The sequence below is a fragment of the Streptomyces sp. NPDC096013 genome (genome assembly GCF_044763565.1).
GTDB lineage: Bacteria > Actinomycetota > Actinomycetes > Streptomycetales > Streptomycetaceae > Streptomyces.
This window is the reverse complement of record NZ_JBIWGK010000010.1, coordinates 132,198-158,952: the sequence shown is the minus strand read 5'-3', so window position 1 is coordinate 158,952 and position 26,755 is coordinate 132,198. Positions and strand designations below refer to the sequence as shown.

Below are 26,755 nucleotides of genomic sequence, written 5' to 3'. Positions count from 1 at the left end.
CGTCACAGCCTCGTCCCAGGAGTTCCCGACGAGTCGCGCGACCCTGAGAACGCCACGAGGATCGGCGGGGTCACGAGGGAGGAGCTCGGTGATGCAGACAGGTGGACGGCAGGGCCCGGAGATCTGGCTCCGCGGACCGGTGTCGCTGGACGACGGTCCGCACGCGGGGGCACCGGAAACACCCGAGCGCCCCTCCAGTATCCCCGTCGGCGTCCCCGCCCATCGCCCCGCCTCGCCCCGCCGCTTCTCCTGGGTGGCCACCCACGGCGGCACCGGCGTCACCACCCTCGCCTCCGTCTACGGCGGCCAGGACTGCGGCCGTGACTGGCCGACCCCGCAGGACCCGCCGTCGGTCCTGCTGGTCGCCCGCACCCATGCGGCGGGCCTGGCCGCGGTGACCCGCGCCGTGGAGGTCTTCCGGCGCGGCGAGGCGCCACCGGGCCTGGACCTGGACGCCGTGGTCCTGGTCGCGGACGCCCCCGGCCGGCTCCCCCGCCAGCTCGCCCAGTACATCAAGTCCATCGAGTCGGTGATCGACGTCTACCGAGTCCCCTGGGTCCCGTCCTGGCGCCTGGGCGACCTGACCGGGCCCCCACCCCGGGAGACAGCCCCCCTGTCGCGCCTGACAGGCACCATCCCCACCTTCTGACCCAGCTCCGCCGCGTGGACGCCCCTAGGGGGCGCGGGGAACTGCGCGACCAGCCACGACGCACCCGCACCCCGCACACGACCCAGTCCACCACCCCGAACCCGGCCCCATGGACAGACAGTTGCGCATGCATATAATGCACACAGCTATAACCACCGCGCGCCGATTACCCCTGGGGGACCCATGACTCGCCGTTTTCTGTTCGTCCTGGGCAGCGCCCGCCTGGACGGCAACACCGAACTCCTGGCCCGCAGGGCCGCCGAACAACTGCCCCCCGGCACCGAGCAGGAGTGGATCCGCCTCGCCGACCACCCCCTCCCCGACTTCCTGGACATCCGCCACGACGGAACCGACGCGACCGACGGAGTCGTCGGCGCGGTCAGGCCCGACGAGAACGACACCGTCCGGCACCTCCTGGACGCCACCCTCGCCGCGACGGACATCGTGATCGCCTCACCGGTGTACTGGTACTCCCTGTCCGGCCTCACCAAGCGCTACCTGGACTACTGGTCCGACTGGCTGCGCGTCCCCGGCGCCGACTTCAGGGCGACGATGGCCGGCCGGACCCTCTGGGGCGTCTCCGCCCTCGCCCACGACCAGTTCGTGGTGGCCGACCCGCTGATCGGCACGCTCAACAATTCGGCCGCGTACCTGAAGATGCGCTTCGGCGGGGTCCTCCTCGGCAACGGCAGCGCCCCCGGCGACGTGCTCAAGGACTCCGAGGCCCTGACCCGGGCGAAGACGTTCTTCACCCAGGAAGCCCCCCTCGCCCGCTTCCCCTACGAGAACGTCCCCGCGTAACCGCGCGGCACCGCCTACGCCGTGATGTCCTTCGCCGTGAACCGCGCCCACGCCGCCGACCCGAACACCGCCGCGTACAGCGCCTGAAGGCCCAGGTTCTTCACCAGGTCGTCCCAGTACACCGGTTCGCGCATGAGGTCGGCGAAGGACAGCCAGTAGTGGGAGAAGAAGTACGGCTGGAGCGCGTGCAGCTGGGGAATCTGGTCGAGGATCTGCACGGTGATCAGCAGTCCCACCGTGGTCGCCATCGCCGCGATGCCGCTGCTGGTCATGGTCGAGACGAACAGCCCCAGAGCCGCGATCCCGACAAGGGACGCGGCCACGGCCAGCGCGATCAGCAGCGCCCGCCCCAGCCCCTCGGCGAAGCTGATCTGGGTACCGGAGATGGTCGTCAGATCCCCCAGCGGAAACAACAGCGCGCCCACGGTCAGCGCCGACAACGCCACGACCAGCGTCGCCACCACGCAGAACGTCATCACCGTCGCGTACTTGGTGAGCAGCAACCGCGTCCGCCCGGCCGGAGCCACCAGCAGATACCGCAAAGTGCCGCTGCTGGCCTCCCCGGCGATCGCGTCACCGGCGACCACTCCGATGGCCATGGGCAGAAAGAAGGGAAGGGTCGCGGCCAGCGCGGTGAACACCAGGAACAGCCCGTTGTTGGTGACCTCGGCGATGAACGCGGGCCCCCCGCCCCCGCCGCCGTTCCCCCGCCCGACGGACGATCCGTCCCGCGTCTCCACCTTGACCGCGATCCCGACCAGGATCGGCACGGCGGCCAGCACGCCGAGCAACGCCAGCGTGCGCCACCGCCGGAACGTGGTCACCAGCTCGCTCCGCAGCAGCCCGAACGTCCAGATCATCCGCGGTGCCCGCACGGCGAGTTCAGCCTGCGACATCGAAGCCCTCCCCCGTGAGCGCCACGAACGCGTCCTCCAGGGACGCCCGTTCGACCCCGAACCCCCGCACCCGCACCCCGGCGGTCACCAACGCCTTGTTCACCTCGGCGAGTTCACGATCGGGCGGCTCCGCGGTCACCCGCTCGTCCGCTGCGACCACGTCGGCCAGGCCCAGTTCCTTCAGCACCCGCGCCGCGTCCGCCGTGTCGGGGGTCGCCACGAACAGCCGCCCCCTTGTCCCCGCGGCCAGCTCGGTCACCGGACCCTGGGTGATCAGCCGCCCTTGTGCCATCACGGCCGCGTGTGTGCAGACCTGCTCGATCTCGTCGAGGAGGTGGGAGGAGAGGAAGACGGTCGTGCCGTCGGACGCCAACTCCCGGATCAGGGAACGGATCTCACGCATCCCCTGCGGGTCGAGCCCGTTGGTCGGCTCGTCCAGGACGAGCAGCTGCCGGGGCTGGAGCAGGGCGGACGCGAGCCCGAGCCGCTGCTTCATCCCCAGCGAGTACGCCTTCGCCTTCTTCCCGGAGGCGGCCGTGAGACCCACCCGGTCCAGCGCGGCGGCGACGCGGGCGCGCCGGGTGCGCGGGTCGGCGGTCGGGTCGGCGGCGTCGTAGCGCAGGAGGTTGTCGCGGCCGGAGAGGAAGCCGTACAGGGCGGGGCCCTCGATCAGGGCGCCGACGTGCGGCAGGACCGTGCGGACCGATTTCGGCATGGGGCGGCCCAGGACGCGGGCCGTGCCGGAGGTGGGCTCGATGAGGCCCATCAGCATGCGGATGGTGGTGGTCTTGCCGGAGCCGTTGGGACCGAGGAAGCCGAAGACGCTGCCCGCCGGGACGGTCAGATCGAGACCGTCCACGGCGAGCTGTCCGCCGCGGAAGCGCTTGGTGAGCCCGCGGGTGGCGATGACAGCGCCGCCCGCGTCTCCCCGGTCCCGCACCTCGGCGGACGGTTCGCCCATCGGCTCCCTCAATTCCTCGTCCCCCTGCGGCGGTCGGTCAACCGCCGGTGGTCACTTCGCCGCGTCCGCCGCCTTCACCAGCGCGCTCTTGGTGACCGCGCCGACGTAGACCTTGCCGTCGTCGGTGACCAGGGCGTTGACAAGGCGGGTCGAGAAGACCGTGCCCTTGCCGAAGTCACCCTTGACCTGGTCGCCGAGCGAGCCGAGGAAGCCGCTGAGGTCGCCGCCGCCGGCCGAGGAGCCGGTCGGGACGCCCTGGCCGCCGGTGTCGAAGGTGGCGATGGAGTTCCAGCCCTTGCCGATGACCGTGGGGGCGTCGGCGCTCTTGCCGAGGCCCTTGTCCGCCTTGTCGTGCCCACCGAACGGGGCCGCGTGGTCCGGGGTCTCCTTCGTCGCGCCGTCCTCCGTGGTGACCTTCGCGCCCTTGGGCGTCTTGAAGTCGAAGGTCGAGGCGGCCGGCTTGGCGAGGCTGAGCTGGGTGAAGCCGACGTCGACGACGGCCGCGCCGCCGCTCGCCGGGGTGAGCGTGAACTTGAGCGGCAGGCCGGTCTTGGCGTCCACCGCGACGCTGATCGTGCCGACCGTCGTACCGGACTGCTTGGGCTTGATCAGCAGCTTGTAGGCGTCGCGGCCCGCGACGTGCTCGGTGCCGTCGACGGTGACCGAGGTGGTGTCGTCGACCGACTTCAGCGCCTCGTCGGTGAGGCCCTTGGGCGTGGCCCGGGTCTCGTCGCTCTTGGCGGCGCCGGCGGCGGTCGTGCCGTGGTAGACCTCGTTCGACTTGCTGTCGTAGCCCCAGACGTCCTTGCCGTTGTGGATGAGGCTGTACTCCGCCGCGTTCTCCAGCAGGGAGACCTTCTGCCGGTCGGGGCCGTCGGCCGCGACGCGCAGGGTGTGGGTGCCGGTGGCCAGCTCGGTGAGCTTGGCGGACGGGTCGGCCGAGGAGCCGTCGCCGGACTTCGTGGCCCCGGACAGCATGCTGCTCTCCAGGCCGCCGAGGTCGGGCAGGCCGAGGTCGGTGCTGATCTTCACGGTGCCGGACAGCTGCTGGACGTCCGACTTGGCGATCTTGTCGAGGAGCTGCTGCGCGGTGACCTTCGGGAGATTCGGGTCGCCGGAGTCGGCGAGCGCGGGGACCAGTCCGATGGTCGCCGCCGCCACCCCCACCACGGTGACCGGGACGATGTACCGCGCCGCCCTGCGCCGCCCGGACCGGAGGTCCTCGACCTCGCCGGCGTCCGTGCTGTCGTCGGTTTCGTACGGTGCCATGTCTGCCTTACCTCCGTCGTCGGCGGCGGCCGGTCCGTCCTGTACTCGTCCCACCCTGAGCCGCCATTCTCACCCGAATCGGTGAGGAGTGGTGTTTTCCGTGTTCTCCATCTGACCAAATCCGCCACCCATAAGCGTCAGACCCCGGAGGCAACTCCATGTACTCCTGCGGTATGACACCCGGAGCCGCCAACTCCCCCGACCCGTAGGGGTTCCCCGCAGCACGAGGTGAGGAGGCCGCGGCCACCCGATCGGATCACGGCGAGGCCGGAACAACCGGACCCGCACCCTCCGCCAAGTGATGCGCATCACATCGAGTCGCATACCCCTTATATACGTACAAACAGGTGGCACCACACCGCGCCGACACACCACGCGGACCCATCGCATCGACCAAAGGGGTCGCCATGCACGCCACCACCAAGCACCTCACCGAATACGCGGCCACGGGCGTCGCGGTCCTCACCCTCACGCTCGCCGGCTGCGGAAGCGGCGGCGGCAGCGCGAGCGGCGCCCCGGCCGCGACGCCCGCCGCGGCCACCTCCGGGACGACCCTCATGACCGCGAAGGTCGCCAAGCTCGGCACGGTCGTGACGGACGGCAAGGGGTACGTCCTCTACCGCTTCGACGCGGACTCCGCGCACCCCACGAAGGTCAGCTGCTACGGCACCTGTGCCGTGGTCTGGCCCGCGGCGACCGTCAAGGGCTCCGTGACCGTGAAGGGCATCCACAAGAGCCTCGTCTCCACGGTGAAGCGCACCGGCGGGGGCTCGCAGCTCACGCTGGCCGGGTGGCCTTTGTACCGGTACGACAAGGACACCAAGCCGAAGCAGGCCCACGGCCAGGGCGTGGACGGCACCTGGTGGGCGGTGACGCCCAGCGGGGCGAAGGCCATGACGAGCGCCGCCTCCGGCTCATCCGGGGGAGGCGGCTACTGAACGGGGCTCAGCCCGCCCGGTGCACCACCGCGTCGCACATCTCCAGGAGGGCGACCTTCGCGTCGCACTCCGGGAGCGGGGCGAGGGCCGAGCGGGCGTCCTCCGCGTACCGCACGGTGTCGCGGCGGGCCTGCTCCAGGGCCGGGTGGGCGCGCAGCCGGGCGAGGGCCTCGGCGTGCCGGGCATCGTCCGTGAGGTCGGAGTCGAGCAGCTCGCACAGGGCGATGTCCTCGGCGAGGCCGAGCCGGTCGGCCCGCTCGCGCAGCCGCAGCACCGGGAGCGTGGGGATGCCCTCGCGCAGGTCGGTGCCCGGGGTCTTGCCGGACTCGTGGCCGTCGGAGGCGATGTCCAGGACGTCGTCGGCGAGCTGGAAGGCGACGCCGAGCCGCTCGCCGTACTGGGTGAGGACGTCCACGACGGTGTCGTCGCAGCCGGCCATCATCGAGCCGAAGCGGCAGGCGACCGCGACCAGGGAGCCGGTCTTGCCGCCGAGCACGTCGAGGTAGTGCTCGACCGGGTCGCGCCCGTCGGACGGTCCCGCGGTCTCCAGGATCTGGCCGGTGACGAGCCGTTCGAACGCCTCGGCCTGCACGCGGACGGCCTCGGGGCCGAGGTCGGCCAGGGTGTGCGAGGCGCGCGCGAAGAGGAAGTCGCCGGTGAGGACCGCGAGCGAGTTGCCCCAGCGGGCGTTGGCGCTCTCCACCCCGCGCCGTACGGCCGCCTCGTCCATGACGTCGTCGTGGTACAGCGTGGCGAGGTGGGTCAGCTCGACGACGACCGCCGAGGGCACGACACCCGGCGCGTACGGGTCGCCGAACTGGGCGGCGAGCATCACGAGGAGCGGCCTGAACCGCTTCCCGCCCGCGCGCACGAGGTGCTGGGCGGCCTCCGTGATGAAGGGGACCTCGCTCTTGGTGGCTTCGAGCAGACCCTCCTCGACTGCCGCCAATCCGGCCTGGACATCGGCTTCCAGAGCCTGGTCCCGCACGCTCAGCCCGAACGGCCCGACGACGGTCACGAGGGGTCTCCTGTCTGCTGGTGTCCCTGGGCGGTCACACGGTTTGTCGATAGGTCGCTGCCATCACTCAAGTCAGCGTATCCGGTCGGCTTTCGATCACCCATGCCGCCCACCCGTCCAGCACGGGCGGTATCGGATCACGACCGGTATGTTTTTGATCACCTGATAAGAACGGATATTTATCGACTTACGCGGAAGTAGTGGATGGTGTCTCGAACCGCGCTCGAAGCCCAGCCCGCAAGCGAACCGCCTCCCGAGGACGACCACGCCTTCTTCGGCCAGCCCAAGGGGCTGCTCACGCTCTCCGGGCTCGAGGTCTGGGAGCGGTTCTCGTTCCTCGGCATGCAGGCCATCCTCGTCCTCTACTTCGCGGATACCGTCGCGCACGGCGGCATGGGCATGTCGTCCGGAACGGCCGCGTCCGTGTCGGCAGCCTACGGAACGCTGGTCTATCTCGTCTCGGTCGCGGGCGGCTGGCTCGCCGACCGCATCCTCGGCTCGTACCGCGCGGTGCTGTGGGGCGGCATCCTCATCGCCTGTGGCCACTACGCGATGGCGGTGCCCACCCCCACGATGACCTGGGCGGGCCTCGGCCTCATCAGCGGCGGGACCGGTCTGCTCAAGCCCAACGTGGCCACCATGGTCGGCAAGCTCTACCGCACCGACGACGAGCGCCGGGACGCCGGTTTCGCGCTCTACTACATGGCGATCAACATCGGCGCCTTCGCGGGCCCGCTGATCACCGGCTGGCTCGGCGACCACAAAGGCTGGCACTGGGGCTTCTCCGCGGCCGCGGTCGGCATGACCTTCGGGCTGATCCAGTACGTCGCGGGCCGCCGTCACCTGGCCGGACGCGGGAACACCGCCGAGTTCGCGCTCGCGCCGGACGCGATGCGCCGCGCGGTCCGGCTGATCGTCGTCGGCATCCTGGCCGCCGCCGTACTCGCCGTCCTGCTGGCAGGCGCCGGCTGGCTCACGATGGGGCGCTTCGTCGACCTCCTCACGGTCGTCTCCGTCATCGCGCCGGCCGTGTACTTCGCGGTGATGTTCATGAGCCCCCGGGTGAGCGCCGAGGAACGCGGGCGGCTGCGCCCGTACGTCGTGCTGTTCCTGGCCTCCACGGTCTTCAACTTCATCCTGTTCCAGGCGTATTCGACGATGATGCTGCTGGCCGCGTCGAACGCCGAGACCACCATCCTCGGCTTCGACTTCCCCGCCGGCTGGTACGCGAGCGCGCTCGGCGCCTTCGAGGTCGGGCTCGCGCCCGTGGTCGCCGCGCTCTGGGTCCGCATGGGCCGCGGCCAGCCGCACGCCTCCAACAAGATCGCGATAGGCGTCGTACTCGGCGGCCTGTCCTTCCTGCTGATGGTGCTGCCGACCAGCGGGCACACCGGCGACGCCTACCGCATGTCGGCCTGGTGGATCGTCGGCTCGTACTTCCTGCTCGGCCTCGGCGACATCCTCCTGGAGACCTCCGGCATGTCGGCCACCACCAAGCTCGCCCCGGCCGCCTTCGCCAGCCAGACCATGTCCCTCTGGTTCCTGTCCCTCGCCCTCGCCAACGGCATCCAGGCCCAGACCGTGAAGCTCTACGACGACGTCTCCAAACCGGCCTACTTCGGCGTCAACGGAGCCATCGCGGTGGCCGCCGGCCTCGCCGTGATGGCCGCCGCGCCCTGGCTGCGCCGCACCATGCACCCGGTCCACTGAACCTGCGGGGTCCCTCATGCGCATCCGTACGTCCTTCCCCCACGAGACGTTCCACGAGGACATCCGCATCCCCCTGTCGGACAGCACACGGCTCTACGCGCGCGTGTGGCGCCCGGTGACGGACGAACCGGTCCCCGCGCTCCTGGAGTACCTCCCGTACCGGCTGACCGACTGGACCGCGCCCCGCGACGCCCAGCGCCACCCCTGGTACGCGGGCCACGGCTACGCCTCCGTCCGCGTCGACGTGCGCGGGCACGGCAACAGCGAGGGCCTGCCCGGCGACGAGTACGACGCGCAGGAACTCGCCGACGGCGTCGAGGTCGTCAACTGGCTTGCCGCACAGCCCTGGTGCACCGGCAAGGTCGGCATGTTCGGCATCTCCTGGGGCGGCTTCAACTCCCTCCAGATCGCCGCGCTGGCCCCCGAGCCCCTGAAGGCGATCGTCACCGTCTGCTCCACGGACGACCGCTACGACAACGACGTGCACTACATGGGCGGTTCGGCCCTCGCCGTCGACCTGCACGCCTGGGCGGCCACCATGCTCGCCTTCGTCGCCCGGCCGCCGGACCCCCAGTACACGGGCCTCGTCTGGCGCGACATGTGGCTGGGCCGCCTGGCGGAGATCGACCCGTTCATCCACACCTGGCTCGCCCACCAACTCCGCGACGACTACTGGAAGCACGGCAGCGTCTGCGAGGACTACGGCGCGATCGACGCGGCCGTCCTCGCGGTCGGCGGCTGGCACGACCCGTACCGCGACACGGTCCTCCGGCTCGTCGAACACCTCCCGCCGGACCGCGTACGCGGCCTGATCGGCCCCTGGTCCCACCAGTACCCCGACCGCGGCCTCCCGCCGGGCCCGGCGATCGGCTTCCTCCAGGAGACCCTCCGCTGGTGGGACCAGCACCTCAAGGGCATCGACACGGGCGTCATGACGGACCCCCTCCTACGGGCCTACGTCAGCGACTCGCATCCCCCGGCCACGGTCTACGACACCCTCCCGGGCCGCTGGGTCGGCGAACCCGCGTGGCCCTCGCCGCACGTGAAGACGACGACGTACGGCCTCCGGGGCGCCCCCGTGGTCGTCCGCTCGCCCATGCACACCGGGGTGGACGCGGGCCGGTTCTTCCCCTTCGGGAACGACGCCGACCTGCCGCCGGACCAGCGGGACGAGGACGCGCGGTCGGCGTGCTTCGAGTTCGAGGTGCCGGCCGAGACCTGGGTGCTGGGACGGCCGAGGGTACGGCTGCGGCTGACCTGCGAGGTGCCGCGCGGGCAGGTGATCGCCCGGCTCTGCGACGTCGCCCCCGACGGCTCCTCGACCCTGGTCACCCGGGGCGTGCTCAATCTGTCGGCGCGGCACGGGCGGGACCGGGCGGTGCCCTGGACGCCGGGGACCACCGAGGACGTCACCTTCGAGCTGAACGGCATCGGGCACGCGTTCCCGCCCGGGCACCGGATCCGGCTCGCGGTGTCGTCGGCGTACTGGCCGTGGATCTGGCCGCAGCCGGGGTCCGCGGCGGGCTTCACGCTGGACCCCGAGGGCAGCGCGCTCGAACTCCCGGTGCGGGAGCAGGAGTTGACGGACGACATCCGCTTCGAGGAGCCCGAGGAGGCCGCGCCGCTCGGGGTCAACCACCCGGCCACGCTGGACGAACCGCGGCCCGAGCGGCTCGTCGTGCGGGACGTGGCGAAGGGCGAGTGGCGGCTCGAAGTGGACCCCCGGTACGGCGGCACGCGCGTGTATCCCGACGGGTTGGAGTTCACCGAGGACGCGCTGGAGACGTACACGATCGACGAGTCCGATCCGCTGTCCGCGCGCACCCTCTCGGAGTGGTCGATCCGGCTGCACCGGCCGGAGCTCGGCTGGGACGCGAGGGTGCGGACCCGGTCGGAGATCACGTGCGACGAAACGGACTTTCTCACCTCAAATGAGGTGATCTGCACCGAGGGTGGAGAAGTGATCTTCCATCACACCTGGGAGAAAAGGATTCCGAGAACTGCCAGTTGAGGTTGAATGCCCGATTTGCCGTTCTTTATCTTCTCGTGAGTTGGGTCACGCGTTTCTGTGCGCGACCTGTGTCCCGGCCTGTCCCCATTTCCCCTTGCGGCAATTGACAGTTGACCCTTGGCTCATGCAAAGGATCAAGTGCCCCATACGCCTCAGACCAAGGTCAATAGGGGTTAGGTGTGATTCCGCCACTTGTTCCGGACATGTGCTCTCGCATAGTTTCCCGGCCTGTCGAGCGGAACGCCGAATCCTGCCGCCGCCCGGCATCCCAGTCACGAACTTCTCGCACGGCAGGAGCGGGGGAACCAGGTAAGTCGCCGGACCGGTCGTCACGACCGGGACGGCTCGGGGTTAAGCCACGTCCGAGGACGCGGCCGGGCACCTCCCAGCCCGAACCCGACAGCTCACCTCGCAGGCGACGGAGAGGAACCTCGCCATGCGTGCAACCACTCAGTCCCGCCGTGCCCGCCTCGTCCGCCGTGCCGTCATCGCCGGCACCGGTGCGGCGATCCTGGCCCTGCCCGTCGTCGGTGCGACCACCGCGTCCGCGGCCACCACGTCGACCAGCTCGACCACTCTCGCCGGGTACCCCAACACCCTTGACGGGTGGATCCGGGAGTCGCTCGCGATCATGGCGCAGAAGGGGATTCCGGGTACGTACAACGGGATCTACCGGAACGTGATCCGTGAGTCGTCCGGCAACCAGTACGCGATCAACAACTGGGACTCCAACGCGGCGGCCGGTACGCCGTCGAAGGGGCTGCTCCAGGTGATCGACCCGACGTTCAACGCGTACCACGTGGCCGGGACTTCGTTCGACCCGTACGACCCGGTCGCGAACATCACCGCGGCCTGCAACTACGCGGCGGCGGTGTACGGCTCGATCGACAACGTCTACGGCGCCTACTAGGAACCGTTGGATCAGCCACGACGGCCGGGTGGTGAGTGACACCGCCGTCGTGGCTGGTCGCGCCCGCGCGGCGGAGCCGCACAAGGACACAGCGCCGCGCCCCTTTGGGGCGCCTCAGCCGAAGAGTCTCTCCAGTACCACCGCGATGCCGTCGTCCTCGTTCGAGGTTGTCACCTCGTCGGCCACCGCCTTGAGTTCGGGGTGGGCGTTGGCCATCGCCACTCCGTGGGCCGCCCAGTCGAACATCGGGATGTCGTTCGGCATGTCGCCGAAGGCGATGGTGTCGGAGGGGGTCAGGCCCAGGTGCCGGGCGGCCAGGGCGAGGCCCGTCGCCTTGGTGATGCCGAGTGGCTGGAGTTCGACGGTGCCGGGGCCCGACATGGTGACCGAGGCCAGGGAACCGACCACCGAGCGGGCCGTGGCCGCCAACTCGTCGTCCGCCAGGGCCGGGTGACGGAGCAGCACCTTGCTGATGGGCTCGCACCAGAGGTCGTCCCGCCGGCCCACCCGTACCGCGGGGAGGGTGGGGTGCGGCATCAGATAGCCGGGCTCGATGAGCGTGAGGCCGTCGACGCCGTCCTGGTCGACCGCCGCGTACACCTGGCCCACCTCCGCCTCGATCTTGCCGAGCGCCGTCTCCGCCAACTCCCGGTCCAGGGTGACCGACCAGAGCAGACGGTCCGCGCCGGCGTCGTACAACTGCGCGCCCTGTCCGCACACCGCGAGCCCCTTGGAGCCGAGGACGTCCAGCAGGGGCCGCACCCTCGGCGCGGGCCTGCCGGTGACGACGAGATGCCGGGCACCGGCCGCCGCCACCCGCGCGAGCACGGCGAGAGACCGGTCGGAGAGCGTGTCGTCGCCGCGCAGCAGCGTCCCGTCCAGGTCGGTGGCGATCAGTGCATATGCGAGGGGTGCGGCCATGATCAGAGAATACGGATGGAAAGCCCCACCGACTCGACACGAACCGGACGGCTGCTGCCTTCACATGCGTTGACCCGTGTTCCGGTTGGTTGGACACAAACGGCCGTCATGCCGAGTCCCGGATCACCAGTTCGGTGGGCAGGATCACGCCGGCCGTGTCCTCGCCGGCGATCTGGGCGAGGAGCACGCGGACCATTTCGGCGCTGATGCGGTCGTAGGGCTGGCGCATGGTCGTGAGGGCCGGGGTGATGGAGGTGGCCGCGGCCGAGTCGTCGAAGCCTCCGACAGCGATGTCATCCGGGACCGAACGGCCGGATTTCTGGAGGGTGTCGACCACTCCGAGGGCCATCAGGTCCGAGGCCACGAAGACCGCGTCGATGTCGGGGGCCTGGGCGAGAAGGCGCCGTGCCGCTTCCTCGCCGCCCGTGCGGCGGTAGTCGCCCTCCACCACGAGGGCCGGGTCGTGCGGAAGGCCCGCTTCCGTCAGGACGTCCCGGTAACCCGCCAGGCGGTCGGGGCCGCCGGGGGCGTCCAGCGGGCCGGTGACCATGGCGATGCGGCGGCGGCCTCGGGCGAGGAGGTGGCGGACCATGTCCTGGGCGCCCTCCCGGTCGGCCGCTGCCACGTAGCTGTATGTGGAGGCGGTGCCCAGGGGTTTGCCGCAGGCCACCAACGGGATGCCCGCGGACCGGAGTTCGGCCGCCACCGGGTCGCCGCTGTGGTTGGAGACGAGGAGGACGCCGTCGACGTGGCCCGAGGTGATGTACCGCGTGAGGCGGCGGCGGTCGTCCTTCGACGAGGCCAGCATCAGCAGCAGCGGGATGTCGTGACGGGCCAGGTGTTCGGTGCAACCCCGCAGCAGGACATTGAAGTTGGGGTCCTCGAAGAACTTCTCCTGCGGCTCGGTGAGGAGGAACGCCACCGAGTCCGACCGGCCGGTGCTCAGGGAGCGGGCGTGCCGGTTGACGACGTAGCCCGTCTTCCTGATCGCCGTCTCCACCGCGGTGCGGGCGGCCGGTGAGACGTAGTGGCCGCCGTTCAGGAACCGGGAGACGGTCCCCCGGGAGACTCCTGCCTCCCGGGCCACGTCGTGGATGGTGGGCGGTTTGCGGCGTCCGTTCGGACTGGTGGTCATGGTCCTCGTTCTGCCCGTTCGGCTGCGGTGGGGGGAGTTGCGGCTCAGTGCTGACACCTCGGGACGCACATCTCAGGCCTTGACCGATCCGCTCAGGAGGTCCAGGGACCAGAAGCGCTGGATCACCAGGAACAGCGCGATCAGGGGGAGGATCGCGAGGAAGCAGCCCATGATGACCAGGGTGTAGAGCGCGGGTTGGGAGGCGCCCTGGTTGAGCAGGGTGTAAAGGCCCAGCGTGAGCGGGAACTTGGTGTCGTCGGCGAGCATCACGTACGGCAGCAGGAAGTTGTTCCAGATGCCGACGAACTGGAACAGGAACACCGTGATGAGCCCGGGCATCATCATCGGCACCGCGATCCGCGAGAAGATCCGCCACTCGCTCGCGCCGTCCATGCGGGCGGCTTCGAGGAGTTCATTGGGGACGGAGGCGGCCGCGTAGATGCGGACGAGGTAGACGCCGTAGGGGGAGAGGATCGACGGGAGGAGCATCGACCAGTACGAGTCGGCCAGGCCCAGTTTCGACAGGAGCAGGTACTGGGGGACGGTCAGCACGATGCTCGGGACGAGGACGCCCGCCAGCATCAGCTTGAAGACGAACTCCCGTCCCCTGAAGGCGAACCGGCCGAGCGCGTAGCCGCCGGCGGCCGAGACCGCGGCGGACAGGAGGGCGCCGCCGCCCGCGTAGAAGAGGGAGTTGACCATCCACTGCCAGTAGATGCCGTTCCGGTACGAGCTGAGCTGCCTGAGGTTGTCGAGGAAGCCGGTGCCGGGCGCGAAGGTGAACGTGGAGAAGAGTTCGCCGCGGCCCTTGCTGGCGGCGATGACCACCCAGACCACGGGGATCAGGCAGTACAGCGAGCCGAGGATCAGGACGAGGGTGGGCACCCACGCGGTGCGCTTCCGCCGGGCGAGGCCCGGGCGGGCGTCGGTGGCGGTGAGGGTGAGGGGGGTCATGCCCGGTCCTCCCGGGTGTAGCGGTCGGAGACGCGCAGCAGGGTGAAGGAGAGCGCGAAGGTCGCCAGGGCCAGCACCACGGCGGTGGCGGAGGCGCCGTAGATGTCCGACCTGAGGAAGGCGGCGTCGTAGATGGCCATCAGCGGACTCCAGGAGCTGGAGAGGCCGTTGGTCAGCGGCTTGAGGGCCATGGGCTCGGTGAAGACCTGGAGCGTGGCGATGACCGAGAAGAAGAACGTGAGCACGAGGGACGGCATCACGATCGGGATCTTGATCCGCAGGGCGATCTTCAGGTCGGAGGCGCCGTCGATGCGGGCGGCCTCGTAGATCTCCGGCGGGATCGAGCGCAGCGCGGTGTAGATGACGATCATGTTGAAGCCGGTGCCGCCCCACACCGCGATGTTCGCGAAGGAGAGGTACAGGTTGCCGCCGTCGAACAGGTCGGGCTGCGGGAGGCCGAACTCGCGGAGCAGGTAGTAGAAGGGGCTGACCGTCGGCAGGTAGAGGAAGCCCCACATCAGGGCGGCGATGATGCCGGGGACGGCGTACGGCAGGAAGATCGCGAGGCGGGCGAACTTGGCGCTGCGGGCCTGCGGGGTGTCCAGCATCAGCGCGAAGACCAGGGCGAGACCGAGCATCGTGGGGATGACGATCAGGCCGTAGCCGAAGGCGCGCAGGACGCTGTGGCCGAACTCGGAGTCCTCGAAGACGGCGGTGTAGTTGCCGATGCCGTTCCAGACCTGCTGTCGGGCACCCTTGCCGAGGCCGATGCCCTTGACCTGGACCTTGTGGAGGCTGAGCCACACCGCGTACCCGATGGGTACGACGGTGAAGGCGGCGAACAGGAGCACGGCCGGTACGAGGAACCAGTACGGCGCGCTGCGGCCACGACGGCGGACGCGGTGGGGGCGGACGGGTGTGGCGGTGCCGTCCGCCAAGGGCCCGGCCGACAGCCGGTCGGAGCCCTTGAGCGGCGTGCTGGTCATGCCTCGGTCACCTTGAAGCCCTGCTTCTTCATGTCACTGAAGGTCTTGGCCTGCATGGTGGCCAGCGCGGTGTCGAACTGCGCCGCCTTCTTCGCCTTGGCGGCGGAGCCGAACGCGTCGCTGAAGGTGTCGTAGGCGACCTGGACGTTCGGGCCCCAGGCGGAGGCGGCCGTGGTCGCGGCGATCTTCGCGGCCGTGTCGTAGAAGTCGGTCTGGTTCGGGAAGAAGGCGGGGGTGGTGAGCACCGAGCCGGACTGGCCCTTGGTGGCCGCCGGGTAGATGCCGGCCTCCTTGACCAGGGCGGCGAGCGCCTCGGGGTCGGTGTTCAGCCAGTTCGCGAACTTGGTCGCGGCCTCGGCGTGCTTGGAGTCGGTGGAGACGCCGGTGGAGGAGCCGCCCCAACTGCCGGTGACGTCCTCGCCCGCGCTCCACTGCGGCAGCGGGGCCATGCGCCACTTGCCCTTGGTGTCGGGGGCCGAGCTGACCAGCACACCGGGCGCCCACACGGCGGAGACCCAGCCGAGGTGGGTGCCCTTGTTCAGCGCGTTGTTCCAGGCCGGCGTGTACATCGGCTGGTTGTCGATCGCGCCCTCCTGGACGAGCCCGCCCCAGAAGTCGGTGACCTTCTTCGTGGCCGCGTCGTCGATGCCGACGGTCCACTTGCCGCCGCTCTCCACGGTCCACCACTTGGCACCGGCCTGCTGCGCCAACCCGGCGAACAGGCCGGGGTCGTTGGAGGAGAAGGTCGTCAAGTAGGCGTTCGGCAGGGCCTTCTTGGCGGCGCGGGCGGTCTTCGCGAAGTCGTCCCAGGTCGCCGGGACGGTCAGGTTGTGCTGCTTGAACAGGTCCTCGCGGTAGAAGAACATCAGCGGCCCGGAGTCCTGCGGTATCGCGTAGACCGCGTCGGTGCCGAGCGTGACCATCGCCCAAAGCCCCTCGGCGAACTCGGACTTGGTGGACTTCGCGTACTTCGAGATGTCGGCGAGCACGTCGTTGGAGACCAGCGTCGGCAGCGACTGGTACTCGACCTGGATGAGGTCGGGGGCGTTGCCCGCCTTCTTCGCGGTGATCAGCTTGGAGACGATGTCCTTGCCCGCGGCCTGCTTGGAGACGGTGACCGTGATGTCCGGGTTCTTCTTGTTCCAGATCGCGGCGACCTTGTCCATGTTCGGCGCCCAGGACCAGTAGGTCAGCTTGACGGGCCCGCTGCTCTTGCCGGAGTCGTCGCCGGAACCGCCGCAGGCGGCGAGGGTGCCCGTGAGGCCTACGGCTGCCGCCCCGGCAAGGATGCTGCGCCTGCTGAACTGGTGGCGGTGGATCGACATCTTCATCTCCCCTGACTGGGTGCGAGCCGGTCACCGGCTCTGTGACCGTGCACAGTAGAGAATTGTTTCGGACCCTTGTCAATGGATGAACCCTGGGGTTACCTACTTGTTGCTGACGGATGGACGCCACAATCGTTCATGTGCACGATCACAGAATCAGCAGCATTTCAGTCGCCCAAGTCGTCGATTCCCCGGGAGTGAACCCATGCCGTCCCCCGCCCCGCACGACCGTCTGCCGCTCGCCTTCGGTGGTGACTACAACCCCGAGCAGTGGCCGCGGGAGGTCTGGGAAGAGGACGTACGGCTGATGCGGGAGGCCGGTGTCACGGCGGTCTCCCTCGGCGTCTTCTCCTGGGCCCGCCTGGAGCCGCGCCCCGGCGCCTACGACTGGGAGTGGCTCGACACGGTGATGGGCCTGCTGCACACGGCCGGGATCTCCGTGAACCTCGGCACACCCACCGTCGTACCGCCGGCGTGGTTCTACCGCGCACACCCCGACGCGCTGCCCGTGACCCGCGAGGGAGTGCGCCTCGCCTTCGGCTCGCGGGGCGCGATCTGCCACTCCCACCCCGAGTACCGGGCGGCGGCGGCCACGATCACGACCGCGCTGGCCGAGCGCTACGGCAGCCACCCCGCCGTGGTCCTCTGGCACGTCCACAACGAGTACGGCGCCCCCGTCCTCGCCTGCTACTGCGACATCTGCGCGGCGGCCTTCCGGGACTGGCTGCGTGAGCGCCACGGCACCCTCGACGCCCTAAACCACGCCTGGGGAACGGCGTTCTGGGGCCAGCAGTACGGCGACTGGGAGGAGATCACCCCGCCCCGCGCGACCCCGTCCGTATGCAATCCCACCCAGCAGCTGGACTACCGGCGCTTCGCCGACGCGCAGGCCCGCGCCAACTTCACCGCCGAGCGGGACATCCTGCACCGCCTCTCCCCCGGCGTCCCCGTCACCACCAACTTCATGGTCGCGCCGAGCCAGGGCCAGGGCGTCGACTACTGGGCCTGGGCGAAGGAGGTCGACCTCGTCACCAACGACCACTACCTGATGACCGACGGCCGCCGTACGCACGTGAACCTGGCGCTGGCCGCCGACCTGACGCGCTCGGTGGCGGGCGGCGGCCCGTGGCTGCTGCTGGAACACGCCACGTCCGGGGTCAACTGGCAGCCGTACAACCCCGCGAAGCGTCCCGGTGAGATGGCCCGCAACTCGCTCGGGCATGTGGCGCGGGGTTCCGAGGGCGCGATGTTCTTCCAGTGGCGGCAGTCGCAGTCGGGCGCGGAGAAGTTCCACACCGCGATGCTGGCGAACTCCGGTACGGACAACCGGGGTTGGCGCGAGGTGACCGAACTCGGGCGCCGGGTCTCCGACCTGAGCCGGGCCGGGCTGCGCGGCACCCGGACCCGCGGTGACGTGGCGATGGTGTGGTCCTGGGACTCCTGGTGGGCACAGAGCCTGGAGTGGCGGCCGAGCCAGGACCTGGACGCGCGCGAGCGGCTGGACTCCTTCTACGAGGCCCTGTACGACCGGCACTTGACGGTGGACTTCGTGCCGCCGACGGGGCTCGGCGACCTGGACCCGGAGCGGTATCCGCTGCTGGTGGTACCGCAGTTGTACGCGGCGCCGCTCGGGGTGGGCGCCGAGCTGGAACGGTATGTGTCGGCGGGCGGGACCCTGCTGGTCTCCTTCTTCTCCGGGATCGCCGACGAGAACGACACGCTGCATCCGGGCGCGTATCCGGGAGCGCTGCGGGACGTACTCGGCCTGACCGTCGAGGAGTTCGACCCGCTGCTGCCGGGCGAGACGGTGTCGGTCCGGGCGGCGGACGGCGCCTCCTACACGGCGGATCTGTGGACGGAGGTCGTGGTGCCGGGCGACGGCTGCGAGGTCCTGGCCCGGTTCGAGGGTGGCCGCAGGTCGGGCGGCCCGGCGCTGACGCGGCGCGCGGTGGGGTCGGGGGCGGCCTGGTACCTGGCCACGCGCCTCACCGGCGACGACCTCGCCGCCGTGGTGGACCTCGCCCTCGCGGACGCCGGGATCACTCCGGCCGGGCTGCCGCGCGATGTCGAACTCGTCGTACGGGAGGGCGAGTCGGGAACGTTTCGCTTCGCGGTGAACCACACCGGAGCCGAGGTGAAGGTGGTGCTGCCGGACGGGAGTCGGGCGGCGGTGCCGGCGGGCGGGGTGGAGGTGTTCCGGGACCGGCGGTGACGACTCAGGTGTTGGAGGTGTTCCGGTCGGCGTCACTAACCGGCTTGTTGGGGGGAGGTGTTCCGGTCGGCGTCACCAACTGGCCTGTCGGGGGGAGGTGTTCCGGTCGGCGTCACCAACCGGCCCGTGGGGGGGGGGAGGTGCTCCGGTCGGCCTCACCAACCAGCCTGCCGGGGGCAGGTGTTCCGGTCGGCGTCACCAACCGGCTTGTGGGGGCGAGGTGTTCCGGTCGGCGTCATCAACCGGCTTGTTGGGGCGAGGTGCTCCGGTCGGCGTCACCAACTGGCCAGTCGGGGCGAGATGTTCCGACCGGCTCCACCAACTGGCCTGTCGGGGCGAGGCTCCGGTCAGCCTCACCAACCAGCCTGCCGGGGCGAGATGTTCCGGTCGGCCACACCAACCAAACTGCCGGGCCGAGGTGCTCCGACCGGCCACACCAACCAACCTGCCGGGCCGAGGTGCTCCGACCGGCCTCACAACCAACCTGCCGGGCCGAGATGTTCCGACCGGCCTCACAACCAACCTGCCGGGCCGAGGTGCTCCGACCGGCCTCACCAACCAGCCCGCCGGGGCCAGCTGCTCCGGTCGGCCCCACCAACTCCTGTGCGGTGGGACTCAGTTACTTCTGTTGCTTCTTTCGGTGAAGGGAACTTCGTGATGCGCAGACGCAGTGTTCTTACGGCGGCGGCGGCGGGGGCGGCGGCACTCGCGCTGCCGGTGCTGGGTGCGACCCCGGCGGTGGCGAGCACCGGTACCGGTACGTCGACCGGGGGTTCGAGCGGGGGCGTGCCCGACCGGCGCCGGCTGGAGATCCGGGGGATGGACATCTCGTCGCTCCCCAAGGACGAGGCGCACGGGGCGGTCTACCGCCGAGCGGACGGCCGCCGGGACGACCCGATCCGCATCCTGGCCGACGCGGGTGTCACCCACGCCCGCCTCAAGGTGTGGGTGAACCCCGCCGACGGCTACAACAACAAGAAGCACATCCTGCCGCTGGCCAAGCGGCTGCGCCGGGCGGGCATCGGCATCTGGGTCGACTTCCACTACTCCGACACCTGGGCCGACCCGTCCCACCAGACCAAGCCGGCCGCCTGGGCCGACCTGGACGTGGCGGGCCTGACGCGGGCGGTCTACGACCACACCGCCGACGTCCTGGGCGCCCTGCGCCGCCAGGGCACCCCGGCCGACCTGGTGCAGATCGGCAACGAGATCAACGGCGGCCTGCTCTGGCCCACCGGCAAGAACTGGGGTGACGACGCCGGGGGTTGGGCCAACCTGACGACCTTCCTCAAGGCGGGCCTGAACGCCGCCCAGGACACCACCCCGCGCATCCGCACGATGCTCCACATCGCGTCGGGCGGCGACAACGGCACGTCCCGCTGGTGGTACGACAACGTGGTCGCCGACGGCGTCGACTTCGACGTCATCGCCCAGTCCTACTACCCCTTCTGGCACGGCACCCCGGACGCGGCGGCCGCCAACCTGGCCGACCTGGCGTCCCGTTACGACAAGCCGGTCCTGATCGCCGAGACGGCGTACCCGTTCACGCTGGAGAGCGAGGACGCCACGAACGACATCATGTACGACCCCTCCCAACTGACCTCGGGCTACCCGGCGACCCCGGCGGGCCAGGCGGCATGGCTGCGGACGGTGGCGGACCTGATGGCGAACGTTCCCGGCGACAAGGGCCTGGGCTACTGCTACTGGGAGGGCGTGTGGACGTACCGCGCGGGCGACGGCTGGGACCCGACCGACCCGACATCCGGCAACGCGTGGGAGAACCTGGCCCTGTTCGACTTCCGGGACCGGGCACTGCCGGGGTTGAAGACGCTTGGGGGGTACCGGGGTTGAGGACGTCGGGGCGGTGTCGGGGGTGAGGGCACCGGGGTGGCGTTAAGGGTAGGGACGCCGGGGTGGTGCTGGGGGTAGGGACGCTGGGGTGGTGTCGGGGGCGGGGACGCCGGGGTGGCGTTGGGGCAGGGACGCTGGGGCGGTGCTGGGGGTGAGGGCGCCGGAGCGGTGTAGGTCGTAGCGCCCTCAACAGCGCGGCGAACGGCCCCGGTTGGGACCCGCGGCAACGGCGACTCGGCCCTTTCCGCCTCGCCCCTTTCCGCCTCAACCCCTTCCGCCTCGGCGCCCTCCCCATCACTCGGGAGCAGTACGCCCAGGTGACCTGTCGCCTACCCGTGCGCCGCCGCCAGATGCTTCGCCAGCCGTGGTGACGCGAACTCCGTGCCGCACACGAACCGCATCACCGGTCCGTACGACGACGCGGCCGGGAGGCCGGTGAAGTAGACGCCCGGGACGGACGACACATAGCCGGCGCCGAGCTTCGGGGTGCCGCGGCTCACCGCCAGCTGGGTGCGGAGTTCGTGGCCCAGGAAGTCCATCGCCGCGATGTCGACGCGGTAGCCCGTCGCGGCGATGACATGGTCGGCGGTGAGTCGCTCGGTGCCGCCGCCCGGGGTCGCGACGGTGAGCGTCGGGCCGGAGTTCGCCGGACCCGCCTCCGCCCGTACGATCCGCTCGACCTCGCTGACCCGCACCTTCCCCTGGAACCGCTCGCGCAGCCACCACGCACCGAGCGGGCCGAGCACCCGGCGGACCAGGTAGTGCCGGGTCCGGGCGGGGAGGTAGCGGTACGGATGGGGGTAGTAGCTCAGGGCCCATAGGGACCAGGCTCGTCCGAAGGGCGACTCGGGACGCAGCTTGGGCTGCTCCCACGGCGCGGCGCCGAACGCCACCCGGCCGTGTCCGCGCGAGACGATCCGGACCTGGGCGCCCGCCTCGGCCGCCAACGCCGCTGTCTCCAGGGCGGACTGACCGGCGCCGACGACGATCAGCTCCTTGCCCTTGAACCCGCTCAGGTCGTGGTGCTGGGAGCTGTGCGAGACGGGGGCGGTGGGTGCGGGGCCGTCGATCACCGCCGCCGCCAGCTCCGGGGGGAGGTGGGCGAGGCCGTAGAGGCCGGTCGCGACCACGACCGCCCGGGCTGTGAACAACTCCCCCGAGTCCAGCTTGAGTTCGAAGCCACCGCCCTTCTTCCGGTCGACGGAGACGACCCGTACCCGCTCCAGCTCGGGCACCAGCTTCTGCTGGAACCACTCGCCGTAGTCGATGAAGGTCTCCACCGGGATGATGTCCTCGTCGGTGACCAGGCGGGGGATGCCGGCCGCGTCGCAGTAGTCGGCGAGGGTGTGGCCGGGCTGCGGGGCGTCGAGGCTGGAGGCGGCCGGGGTCGACTTCAGGAGCATCCCGGCGGGCATGTGGTCGCGCCAGCTGACCATGGGCTCGCCGAAGACACGGACCGGAATGCCGCGTGCCCGCAGATGGGCGGCGGTGGACAGGCCGAACGGCCCGGCGCCGATGACTGCTACCGGTTGAATCACGAAGTCCCTCCCCAGGACGTCAATTCGTCACTTCGCACAGGAACCGCTCACCGGAGCCGCTCACTGGAACCGCACCCGCTAAAGCCGCACCTGCTGGAGCCGCCGGTGCCGCCAGAGCCAGTGCCCGCTGCTGGAGCCACTGCCTGAACTGCTGCCGGCGTCAAACGGCTTGGACTACAGCCGAAGTCGCACTGCGCGAACCACGGCTGGAATCACGTTGCTTGGACTACGGCTTGGTGCCGCTGCCGCGCCGGTTGGTGCGCCACAGCTGGTACAGATGCCTCGCGCCCGGCCGCACGAAGCGGGCCAGCATCGTGAAGAACGGCCGCAGGTCGTCACCCGCGAGCCAGGCCAGCTCCGTCCCGCTCGCCCGCGCCGGCGCGTGCGGCGTCGTATAGCCGCTGCGGCGGTAGGCGAGGAGGGCGGGCAGGTCGATGTTCTCCACGATGTACCGGTGGCCGGCGCGCTGTTCGCCCTCGGGGACGGGGCGGCCGGTCAGGTCGAGGTGCATGGCGCGGACGACGTCCACCCCCGACTCGCTCTCGAAGAGCCGGAACTGGGCGCCCATGCGGGGGTTGAAGTCGAGCAGTTTGTACTGGCCGTCGCGCCGGTCGAAGCGCAGGTCGAGGTCGATGACGCCGGTGAAGCCGATCTGTTTGATGAAACGTGCGGCGATGTCCGCGAGTTCCGGATTGTCGACCACGTACGCATTCGCCGTCATACCCGCGTGCGGCGGCCAGGAGCGCACCTTGACGCCGGTGAACATGGCGAGCGGCGTGGAGTCCTGGTCGAAGTAGGCGTGCACGATCCAGTCCTCGGCCTCCTCCCTCGGCAGGTACTCCTGGAGGATCACCCCGGGCTGCTCCCCCCAGTCCCGGGCCAGCGCGAGCAGCCCCTCGCGGGTCGCGATCCTCGTCGTCCCGTTCACGGCCGGCTGGGAACGCCGTACGAACGCCTCCCTGTTCTTCGCCACGATCGGGAAGCGGGCCTTCTCCGCGAAGTCGACGATGTCGTCGTACGACTGCGGGAAGGCGGCCGTGGGGCTCGCGATGCCGTGTTCGGCACAGAGTTCGTGCAGGCCCTGTTTGCTCGCGAGGTGTCGCGGCAACTTCGGTTCCACACGCGGGAAGAGGAAACGGGAGCCGAGTGCCTCCTGATGCTCGGCGATCAGAACGGCGGCCTCCTCGTCCGTCGGGATGAGGACGGTGGGCCGGCCGATATGGCGCCCGATGCGCAGCAGGCCCTCCACCAGTCGACCGGGTTCCTCCGTGCCGGTCGTCGGCCAGACGAACGCGCGCTCCAGATAACGGGACGCGGCCGCCGGTGTGTAACGGTCCTCCGTGATCGCATACATCGGCACGCCGAGGCGCCCCAGACTCCGGATCGCGCCCACCCCGCCGTGATGCAGCGGATAGTCGCCGAACTTGACGATGAGGCCCGGCACTTCGCGGTCGGCCTCGAAAGGCACGCTGCTGAAGCGCTTGGCCACGGGTCCCCCCACGTGTCCCCCCTACGGACCGGACCCACCCCGTCCGTGTCCCCCAAATGACGCTAAGCCGGAATTGCCTCTTCCGACAAGGCCTATTCGGACATTGCGAACTCTTTAGACACTGCCGGTTCGCGCAACTCACCCGTAACGTGTGGCCCGGCCACATGCGAGTACGTACGAGAGTGAGGCAGCACCCATGCCCCCCTTCGATCTTCCCGAGGGCGATCCCTTCGGCCCGCACAACCTTCCCTACGGCGTCTTCTCGCCCATCGGCTCGGACGAGCGGACCGTCGGTGTCCGGCTCGGCGACCACGTCCTCGACGCGGGCGCGGCGGCGGAGGCCCTCGGTTCGCCCTACGTCTCCCTCCTCGCGCACCCGACTCTGGGCCCGCTGCTCGCCGCCGGCCACACGGCCTGGTCGGACGTCCGGCGCGCGCTGACCGCGTGGGTGACGGTCCCCTCCCACCAGGACACGATCGCCCCGTACTTCCACCCCCTCTCGTCGGTGACCCTGCACCTCCCCTTCGAAGTCGCGGACTACGTCGACTTCTACGCCTCCGAGAACCACGCCCGGAACGTCGGCCGCATCTTCCGCCCCGACGCCCCCGACACGCTGACCCCCAACTGGAAGCACCTGCCCATCGGTTACCACGGCCGCGCCGGCACGGTCGTCGTATCGGGCACGGATGTCGTACGTCCGTCCGGACAGCGCAAGTCCCCCGCCGACCCCGCGCCCGTCTTCGGCCCGTCGGTCCGCCTGGACATCGAGGCGGAGGTCGGCTTCGTGGTGGGCGCGCCGTCGACGCTGGGCACGCCGGTGCCGCTCGCCGACTTCCGCGAGCACGTGTTCGGCCTGTGCCTCCTCAACGACTGGTCGGCACGCGACATCCAGGCCTGGGAGTACGTCCCCCTCGGTCCGTTCCTCGGCAAGTCCTTCGCCACGTCGGTGTCGGCGTGGATCACCCCGCTGGACGCGCTGGAGGACTCCCGGGTCGCCCCGCCCGAGCGCACCCACGAACTCCTCCCCTACCTGGACGACTCGGCCGAGGAACCCGGCGGCTACGACCTCCGCATCACCGTCGCGATCAACGGCCACACGGTCTCCGAGCCGCCGTTCTCCACCATGTACTGGACGGCCGCCCAGCAGCTCGCCCAGATGACGGCCAACGGCGCGTCCCTCCGCACCGGCGACCTGTACGGCTCGGGCACGGTCAGCGGCCCGCTCGAACGCGAGCGCGGCTCCCTGCTCGAACTGACCTGGAACGGCCGCGACCCCCTCGAACTCCCTTCCGGCAAGCGGACGTTCCTGGAGGACGGCGACGAGGTGACCCTGTCGGCGTGGGCCCCGGGCACAGACGGAACACGAGTGGGGCTGGGCGAGGTCACCGGGCGGGTGGTGGGGCGGGGGTGAGGTGGTAGCGGGTCGGCGGCTGCGGACGGGGTGGTGCGGGCGGCGGTTTCCGGTGAGGGCGTCCGGTGCTCGCGCGCCTGGTGGTTGGGGGCGGGAGCGTCCGGTGGTCGGGGGCGGGAGCGTCCGATGGTCGGGGGCGGGAGCGTCCGGTGGTCGGGGTCGAGGGCGTCCGGTGGTCGCGAGGCCGGGGGCGGTCGGTGGACGCGCGGCCGGTGCGGTCGGTGGTCGTTGTACACCTGACGCCGGTCGTCCGTGCCGTCATACTGGCGGCGGGCGACGCACATGCCGTGTGCCCGCCCCCGGGTACAGCCGCACCCGCGCCTCGTGCTCCACCCGCACTTCCTGCACGCCCCGTCCGACCCACGCGTCTCGCACCTCCCGCACTTCCCGCACCTCCAGTTCCTCCCGCACATCCCGTTCCTTCCGCGCCTCCCGCACCTTCCGTTCCTTCCGCTGACCAGGATCCGGAGCCCGTGGCATGACTGTCTGCCTGCTCCTGCTGAGCGTCGTCGCCCTCTCGGCCGCCGTGCCGGCCCCGCGTGCGCTGACCCGGGCCGTGTGGCCCGAACGGGAACCCGTGGTCGGCCTGTGGGTGTGGCAGTGCCTGGTCGCAACGGTCCTGCTGTGCTGTCTCGCCGCCCTGGTGCTGGGTGCCGCCGCCGTCTTCCACACGGTCCGCGACCATGTCTTCGCCCCAGCTCCGCCCGCCGTGACCGCGGCCTACGACCTCTCCGCCGCCCCGGCCTGGGCGGTCGCCCTGACGCTGTCACTGGCCTGCGGAGCCGCCTGGACGACGGCGATGCTGGCCCGCGAACTCGCCGAGGCACGGCGCCGACGCGGCCAGGCCCGGGCGCAGCTGCGGGAGCGCGCCCCCGATCTGCCGGCCGGGCTGCCCGCGGCGCGCGGTCCCCTGCTGGTGCTGGAGGACGAGTACCCGGACGCCTGGTGGATGCCCGGCCACCCGCCCCAACTGGTCGTCACCACGGGCGCGTTGCACCGCCTCACCGGCCACCAGCTGGACGCGGTCCTCACTCACGAGCGCGGTCACGCCCGCGCCCACCACGACTGGCTGCTCCACCTCTCGACGGCGCTGGCCTCCGGTTTTCCGCACGTCCCGCTGTTCGCCCACTTCTGCGACCAGACCCACCGCCTGGTCGAACTGGCCGCGGACGACACCGCCTCGCGCCAGTGCGGCCACCTGACGACGGCGTTGGCCCTCATCGAGCTGAACAACCACCGAGGCGTCCTCTCCTGCGCCTCCAGCCACCGCCTCCTCGGCGAACGCGTCGACCGCCTCCTGGACCCCCGCCCCCGCCTGGGCCGCCGCCACCGCGCCCTGACGACTACGGTCGCGACGTTGGTCCCCCTGCTCCCCCTGCTGATCGTGTTCGCACCTGGGCTGACGGCGTTGGGGTGAGGGCGGTGGATCGAGGGCGCCGGGAGGCCCTGGACTGACGTCGGCGGGGAGGGACCTGGCGTTACGGGTCAGGGTGAGGGCGGTGGATCGAGAGCGCCGGGTGAGGACCCTGGACTGACGTCGGCTGGGAGGACCTCGGCCTGACGAGTCAGGGCCGGTGCCGGTGAGTCGAACTCACCCGGTGAGGACCCTGGACTGACGGCGGCGGAGAGGACCTCGGCCTGATGGGTCAAGGCCGGTGACGGTGATTCGAGGACGCCGGGTGAGGACCCTGGACTGACGTCGGCTGGGAGGACCTCGGCCTGACGAGTCAGGGCCGGTGCCGGTGAGTCGAACTCACCCGGTGAGGACCC

General features: G+C 70.6%; 21 protein-coding genes and 1 riboswitch. Of the genes, 10 read left to right on the top strand and 11 right to left on the bottom strand.

The features are described 5' to 3' along the window. The first annotated feature begins 91 nt into the window (after nt 1–91). Entirely contained in the window at nt 92–649 is a 558-nt protein-coding gene (locus tag ACIRB1_RS30510; protein WP_403467676.1) for a DUF6668 family protein, read from the top strand. Between the two features lie 183 nt (nt 650–832). Beyond that, nucleotides 833–1,450 (top strand): flavodoxin family protein, encoded by a 618-nt coding sequence (locus ACIRB1_RS30505; protein WP_403467675.1) that lies wholly within the window; start codon nt 833–835, stop codon nt 1,448–1,450. 14 nt (nt 1,451–1,464) lie between these two features. Here ACIRB1_RS30505 and ACIRB1_RS30500 read toward each other — a convergent pair whose 3' ends face one another. Genes ACIRB1_RS30500 through ACIRB1_RS30490 form a run of 3 tightly spaced genes read right to left on the bottom strand, consistent with a single transcriptional unit; the run spans nt 1,465 to nt 4,576 of the window. Continuing rightward, complete coding sequence (locus ACIRB1_RS30500; protein ID WP_403467674.1) at nt 1,465–2,346, bottom strand: ABC transporter permease; 882 nt, start codon at nt 2,344–2,346, stop codon at nt 1,465–1,467. After that, nucleotides 2,333–3,307, bottom strand: coding sequence for an ABC transporter ATP-binding protein (locus ACIRB1_RS30495; protein WP_403467673.1), 975 nt, complete (start codon nt 3,305–3,307; stop codon nt 2,333–2,335). Before ACIRB1_RS30495 ends, ACIRB1_RS30500 begins: the two co-directional genes overlap by 14 nt. A gap of 51 nt (nt 3,308–3,358) precedes the next feature. Next, complete coding sequence (locus ACIRB1_RS30490) at nt 3,359–4,576, bottom strand: outer membrane lipoprotein carrier protein LolA (protein WP_403467672.1); 1,218 nt, start codon at nt 4,574–4,576, stop codon at nt 3,359–3,361. Nucleotides 4,577–4,983: 407 nt separating this feature from the next. Here ACIRB1_RS30490 and ACIRB1_RS30485 point away from each other — a divergent pair, with 407 nt between their 5' ends. Continuing rightward, nucleotides 4,984–5,514, top strand: coding sequence for a hypothetical protein (locus ACIRB1_RS30485; protein ID WP_403467671.1), 531 nt, complete (start codon nt 4,984–4,986; stop codon nt 5,512–5,514). Between the two features lie 7 nt (nt 5,515–5,521). On the opposite strand, the gene ACIRB1_RS30480 is transcribed toward ACIRB1_RS30485, so the two are convergent. Then, nucleotides 5,522–6,532: a polyprenyl synthetase family protein gene (locus ACIRB1_RS30480; protein WP_352184813.1), complete on the bottom strand. Its 1,011-nt coding sequence runs from the start codon at nt 6,530–6,532 to the stop codon at nt 5,522–5,524. Nucleotides 6,533–6,736: 204 nt separating this feature from the next. Here ACIRB1_RS30480 and ACIRB1_RS30475 point away from each other — a divergent pair, with 204 nt between their 5' ends. From ACIRB1_RS30475 to ACIRB1_RS30465, 3 genes are all read left to right on the top strand, one after another. Beyond that, nucleotides 6,737–8,242 (top strand): peptide MFS transporter, encoded by a 1,506-nt coding sequence (locus ACIRB1_RS30475; RefSeq protein ID WP_403467670.1) that lies wholly within the window; start codon nt 6,737–6,739, stop codon nt 8,240–8,242. 16 nt (nt 8,243–8,258) lie between these two features. Continuing rightward, nucleotides 8,259–10,253: a CocE/NonD family hydrolase gene (locus tag ACIRB1_RS30470; RefSeq protein ID WP_403467669.1), complete on the top strand. Its 1,995-nt coding sequence runs from the start codon at nt 8,259–8,261 to the stop codon at nt 10,251–10,253. 231 nt (nt 10,254–10,484) lie between these two features. Beyond that, nucleotides 10,485–10,686, top strand: a riboswitch (cyclic di-AMP (ydaO/yuaA leader). Between the two features lie 3 nt (nt 10,687–10,689). Next, the gene (locus ACIRB1_RS30465) at nt 10,690–11,163 is read left to right on the top strand and encodes a transglycosylase SLT domain-containing protein (RefSeq protein ID WP_352184810.1); all 474 of its coding nucleotides are present in this window, start codon (nt 10,690–10,692) and stop codon (nt 11,161–11,163) included. A gap of 114 nt (nt 11,164–11,277) precedes the next feature. Here the strand turns inward: ACIRB1_RS30465 and ACIRB1_RS30460 are convergent, their stop codons facing one another. From ACIRB1_RS30460 to ACIRB1_RS30440, 5 genes are all read right to left on the bottom strand, one after another. After that, nucleotides 11,278–12,084 carry an HAD family hydrolase gene (locus tag ACIRB1_RS30460; RefSeq protein WP_403467668.1) on the bottom strand — a complete coding sequence of 269 codons (807 nt, stop codon included), beginning with the start codon at nt 12,082–12,084 and terminating at the stop codon, nt 11,278–11,280. A gap of 106 nt (nt 12,085–12,190) precedes the next feature. Then, nucleotides 12,191–13,219, bottom strand: a complete 1,029-nt coding sequence (locus ACIRB1_RS30455) for a LacI family DNA-binding transcriptional regulator (protein ID WP_403467667.1) — start codon at nt 13,217–13,219, stop codon at nt 12,191–12,193. 72 nt (nt 13,220–13,291) lie between these two features. After that, the gene (locus ACIRB1_RS30450; RefSeq protein WP_352184807.1) at nt 13,292–14,173 is read right to left on the bottom strand and encodes a carbohydrate ABC transporter permease; all 882 of its coding nucleotides are present in this window, start codon (nt 14,171–14,173) and stop codon (nt 13,292–13,294) included. Continuing rightward, complete coding sequence (locus ACIRB1_RS30445) at nt 14,170–15,159, bottom strand: carbohydrate ABC transporter permease (protein WP_403467666.1); 990 nt, start codon at nt 15,157–15,159, stop codon at nt 14,170–14,172. The genes ACIRB1_RS30450 and ACIRB1_RS30445 overlap by 4 nt, the downstream gene beginning before the upstream one ends. Next, on the bottom strand, nt 15,156–16,490 hold the full coding sequence (locus ACIRB1_RS30440; RefSeq protein WP_352184805.1) for a substrate-binding domain-containing protein: 1,335 nt from the start codon (nt 16,488–16,490) through the stop codon (nt 15,156–15,158). Before ACIRB1_RS30440 ends, ACIRB1_RS30445 begins: the two co-directional genes overlap by 4 nt. A gap of 199 nt (nt 16,491–16,689) precedes the next feature. On the opposite strand from ACIRB1_RS30440, the gene ACIRB1_RS30435 reads away from it, so the two are divergent. Next, nucleotides 16,690–18,696, top strand: a complete 2,007-nt coding sequence (locus ACIRB1_RS30435; RefSeq protein WP_403467665.1) for a beta-galactosidase — start codon at nt 16,690–16,692, stop codon at nt 18,694–18,696. Nucleotides 18,697–19,353: 657 nt separating this feature from the next. Next, nucleotides 19,354–20,547, top strand: a complete 1,194-nt coding sequence (locus ACIRB1_RS30430; protein WP_403467664.1) for an arabinogalactan endo-beta-1,4-galactanase — start codon at nt 19,354–19,356, stop codon at nt 20,545–20,547. A 329-nt stretch (nt 20,548–20,876) separates the two neighbouring features. Here the strand turns inward: ACIRB1_RS30430 and ACIRB1_RS30425 are convergent, their stop codons facing one another. After that, the gene (locus ACIRB1_RS30425) at nt 20,877–22,085 is read right to left on the bottom strand and encodes an NAD(P)-binding domain-containing protein (RefSeq protein ID WP_403467663.1); all 1,209 of its coding nucleotides are present in this window, start codon (nt 22,083–22,085) and stop codon (nt 20,877–20,879) included. Between the two features lie 226 nt (nt 22,086–22,311). Next, nucleotides 22,312–23,574, bottom strand: a complete 1,263-nt coding sequence (locus tag ACIRB1_RS30420) for an ATP-grasp domain-containing protein (RefSeq protein WP_403467662.1) — start codon at nt 23,572–23,574, stop codon at nt 22,312–22,314. 196 nt (nt 23,575–23,770) lie between these two features. Between ACIRB1_RS30420 and fahA the strand changes: the two genes are divergently transcribed. Both fahA and ACIRB1_RS30410 read left to right on the top strand, forming a co-directional pair. After that, entirely contained in the window at nt 23,771–24,985 is a 1,215-nt protein-coding gene (gene fahA, locus ACIRB1_RS30415; RefSeq protein WP_403467661.1) for a fumarylacetoacetase, read from the top strand. Between the two features lie 478 nt (nt 24,986–25,463). Continuing rightward, entirely contained in the window at nt 25,464–26,402 is a 939-nt protein-coding gene (locus tag ACIRB1_RS30410; RefSeq protein WP_352184936.1) for a M56 family metallopeptidase, read from the top strand. Nucleotides 26,403–26,755 lie beyond the last annotated feature (353 nt).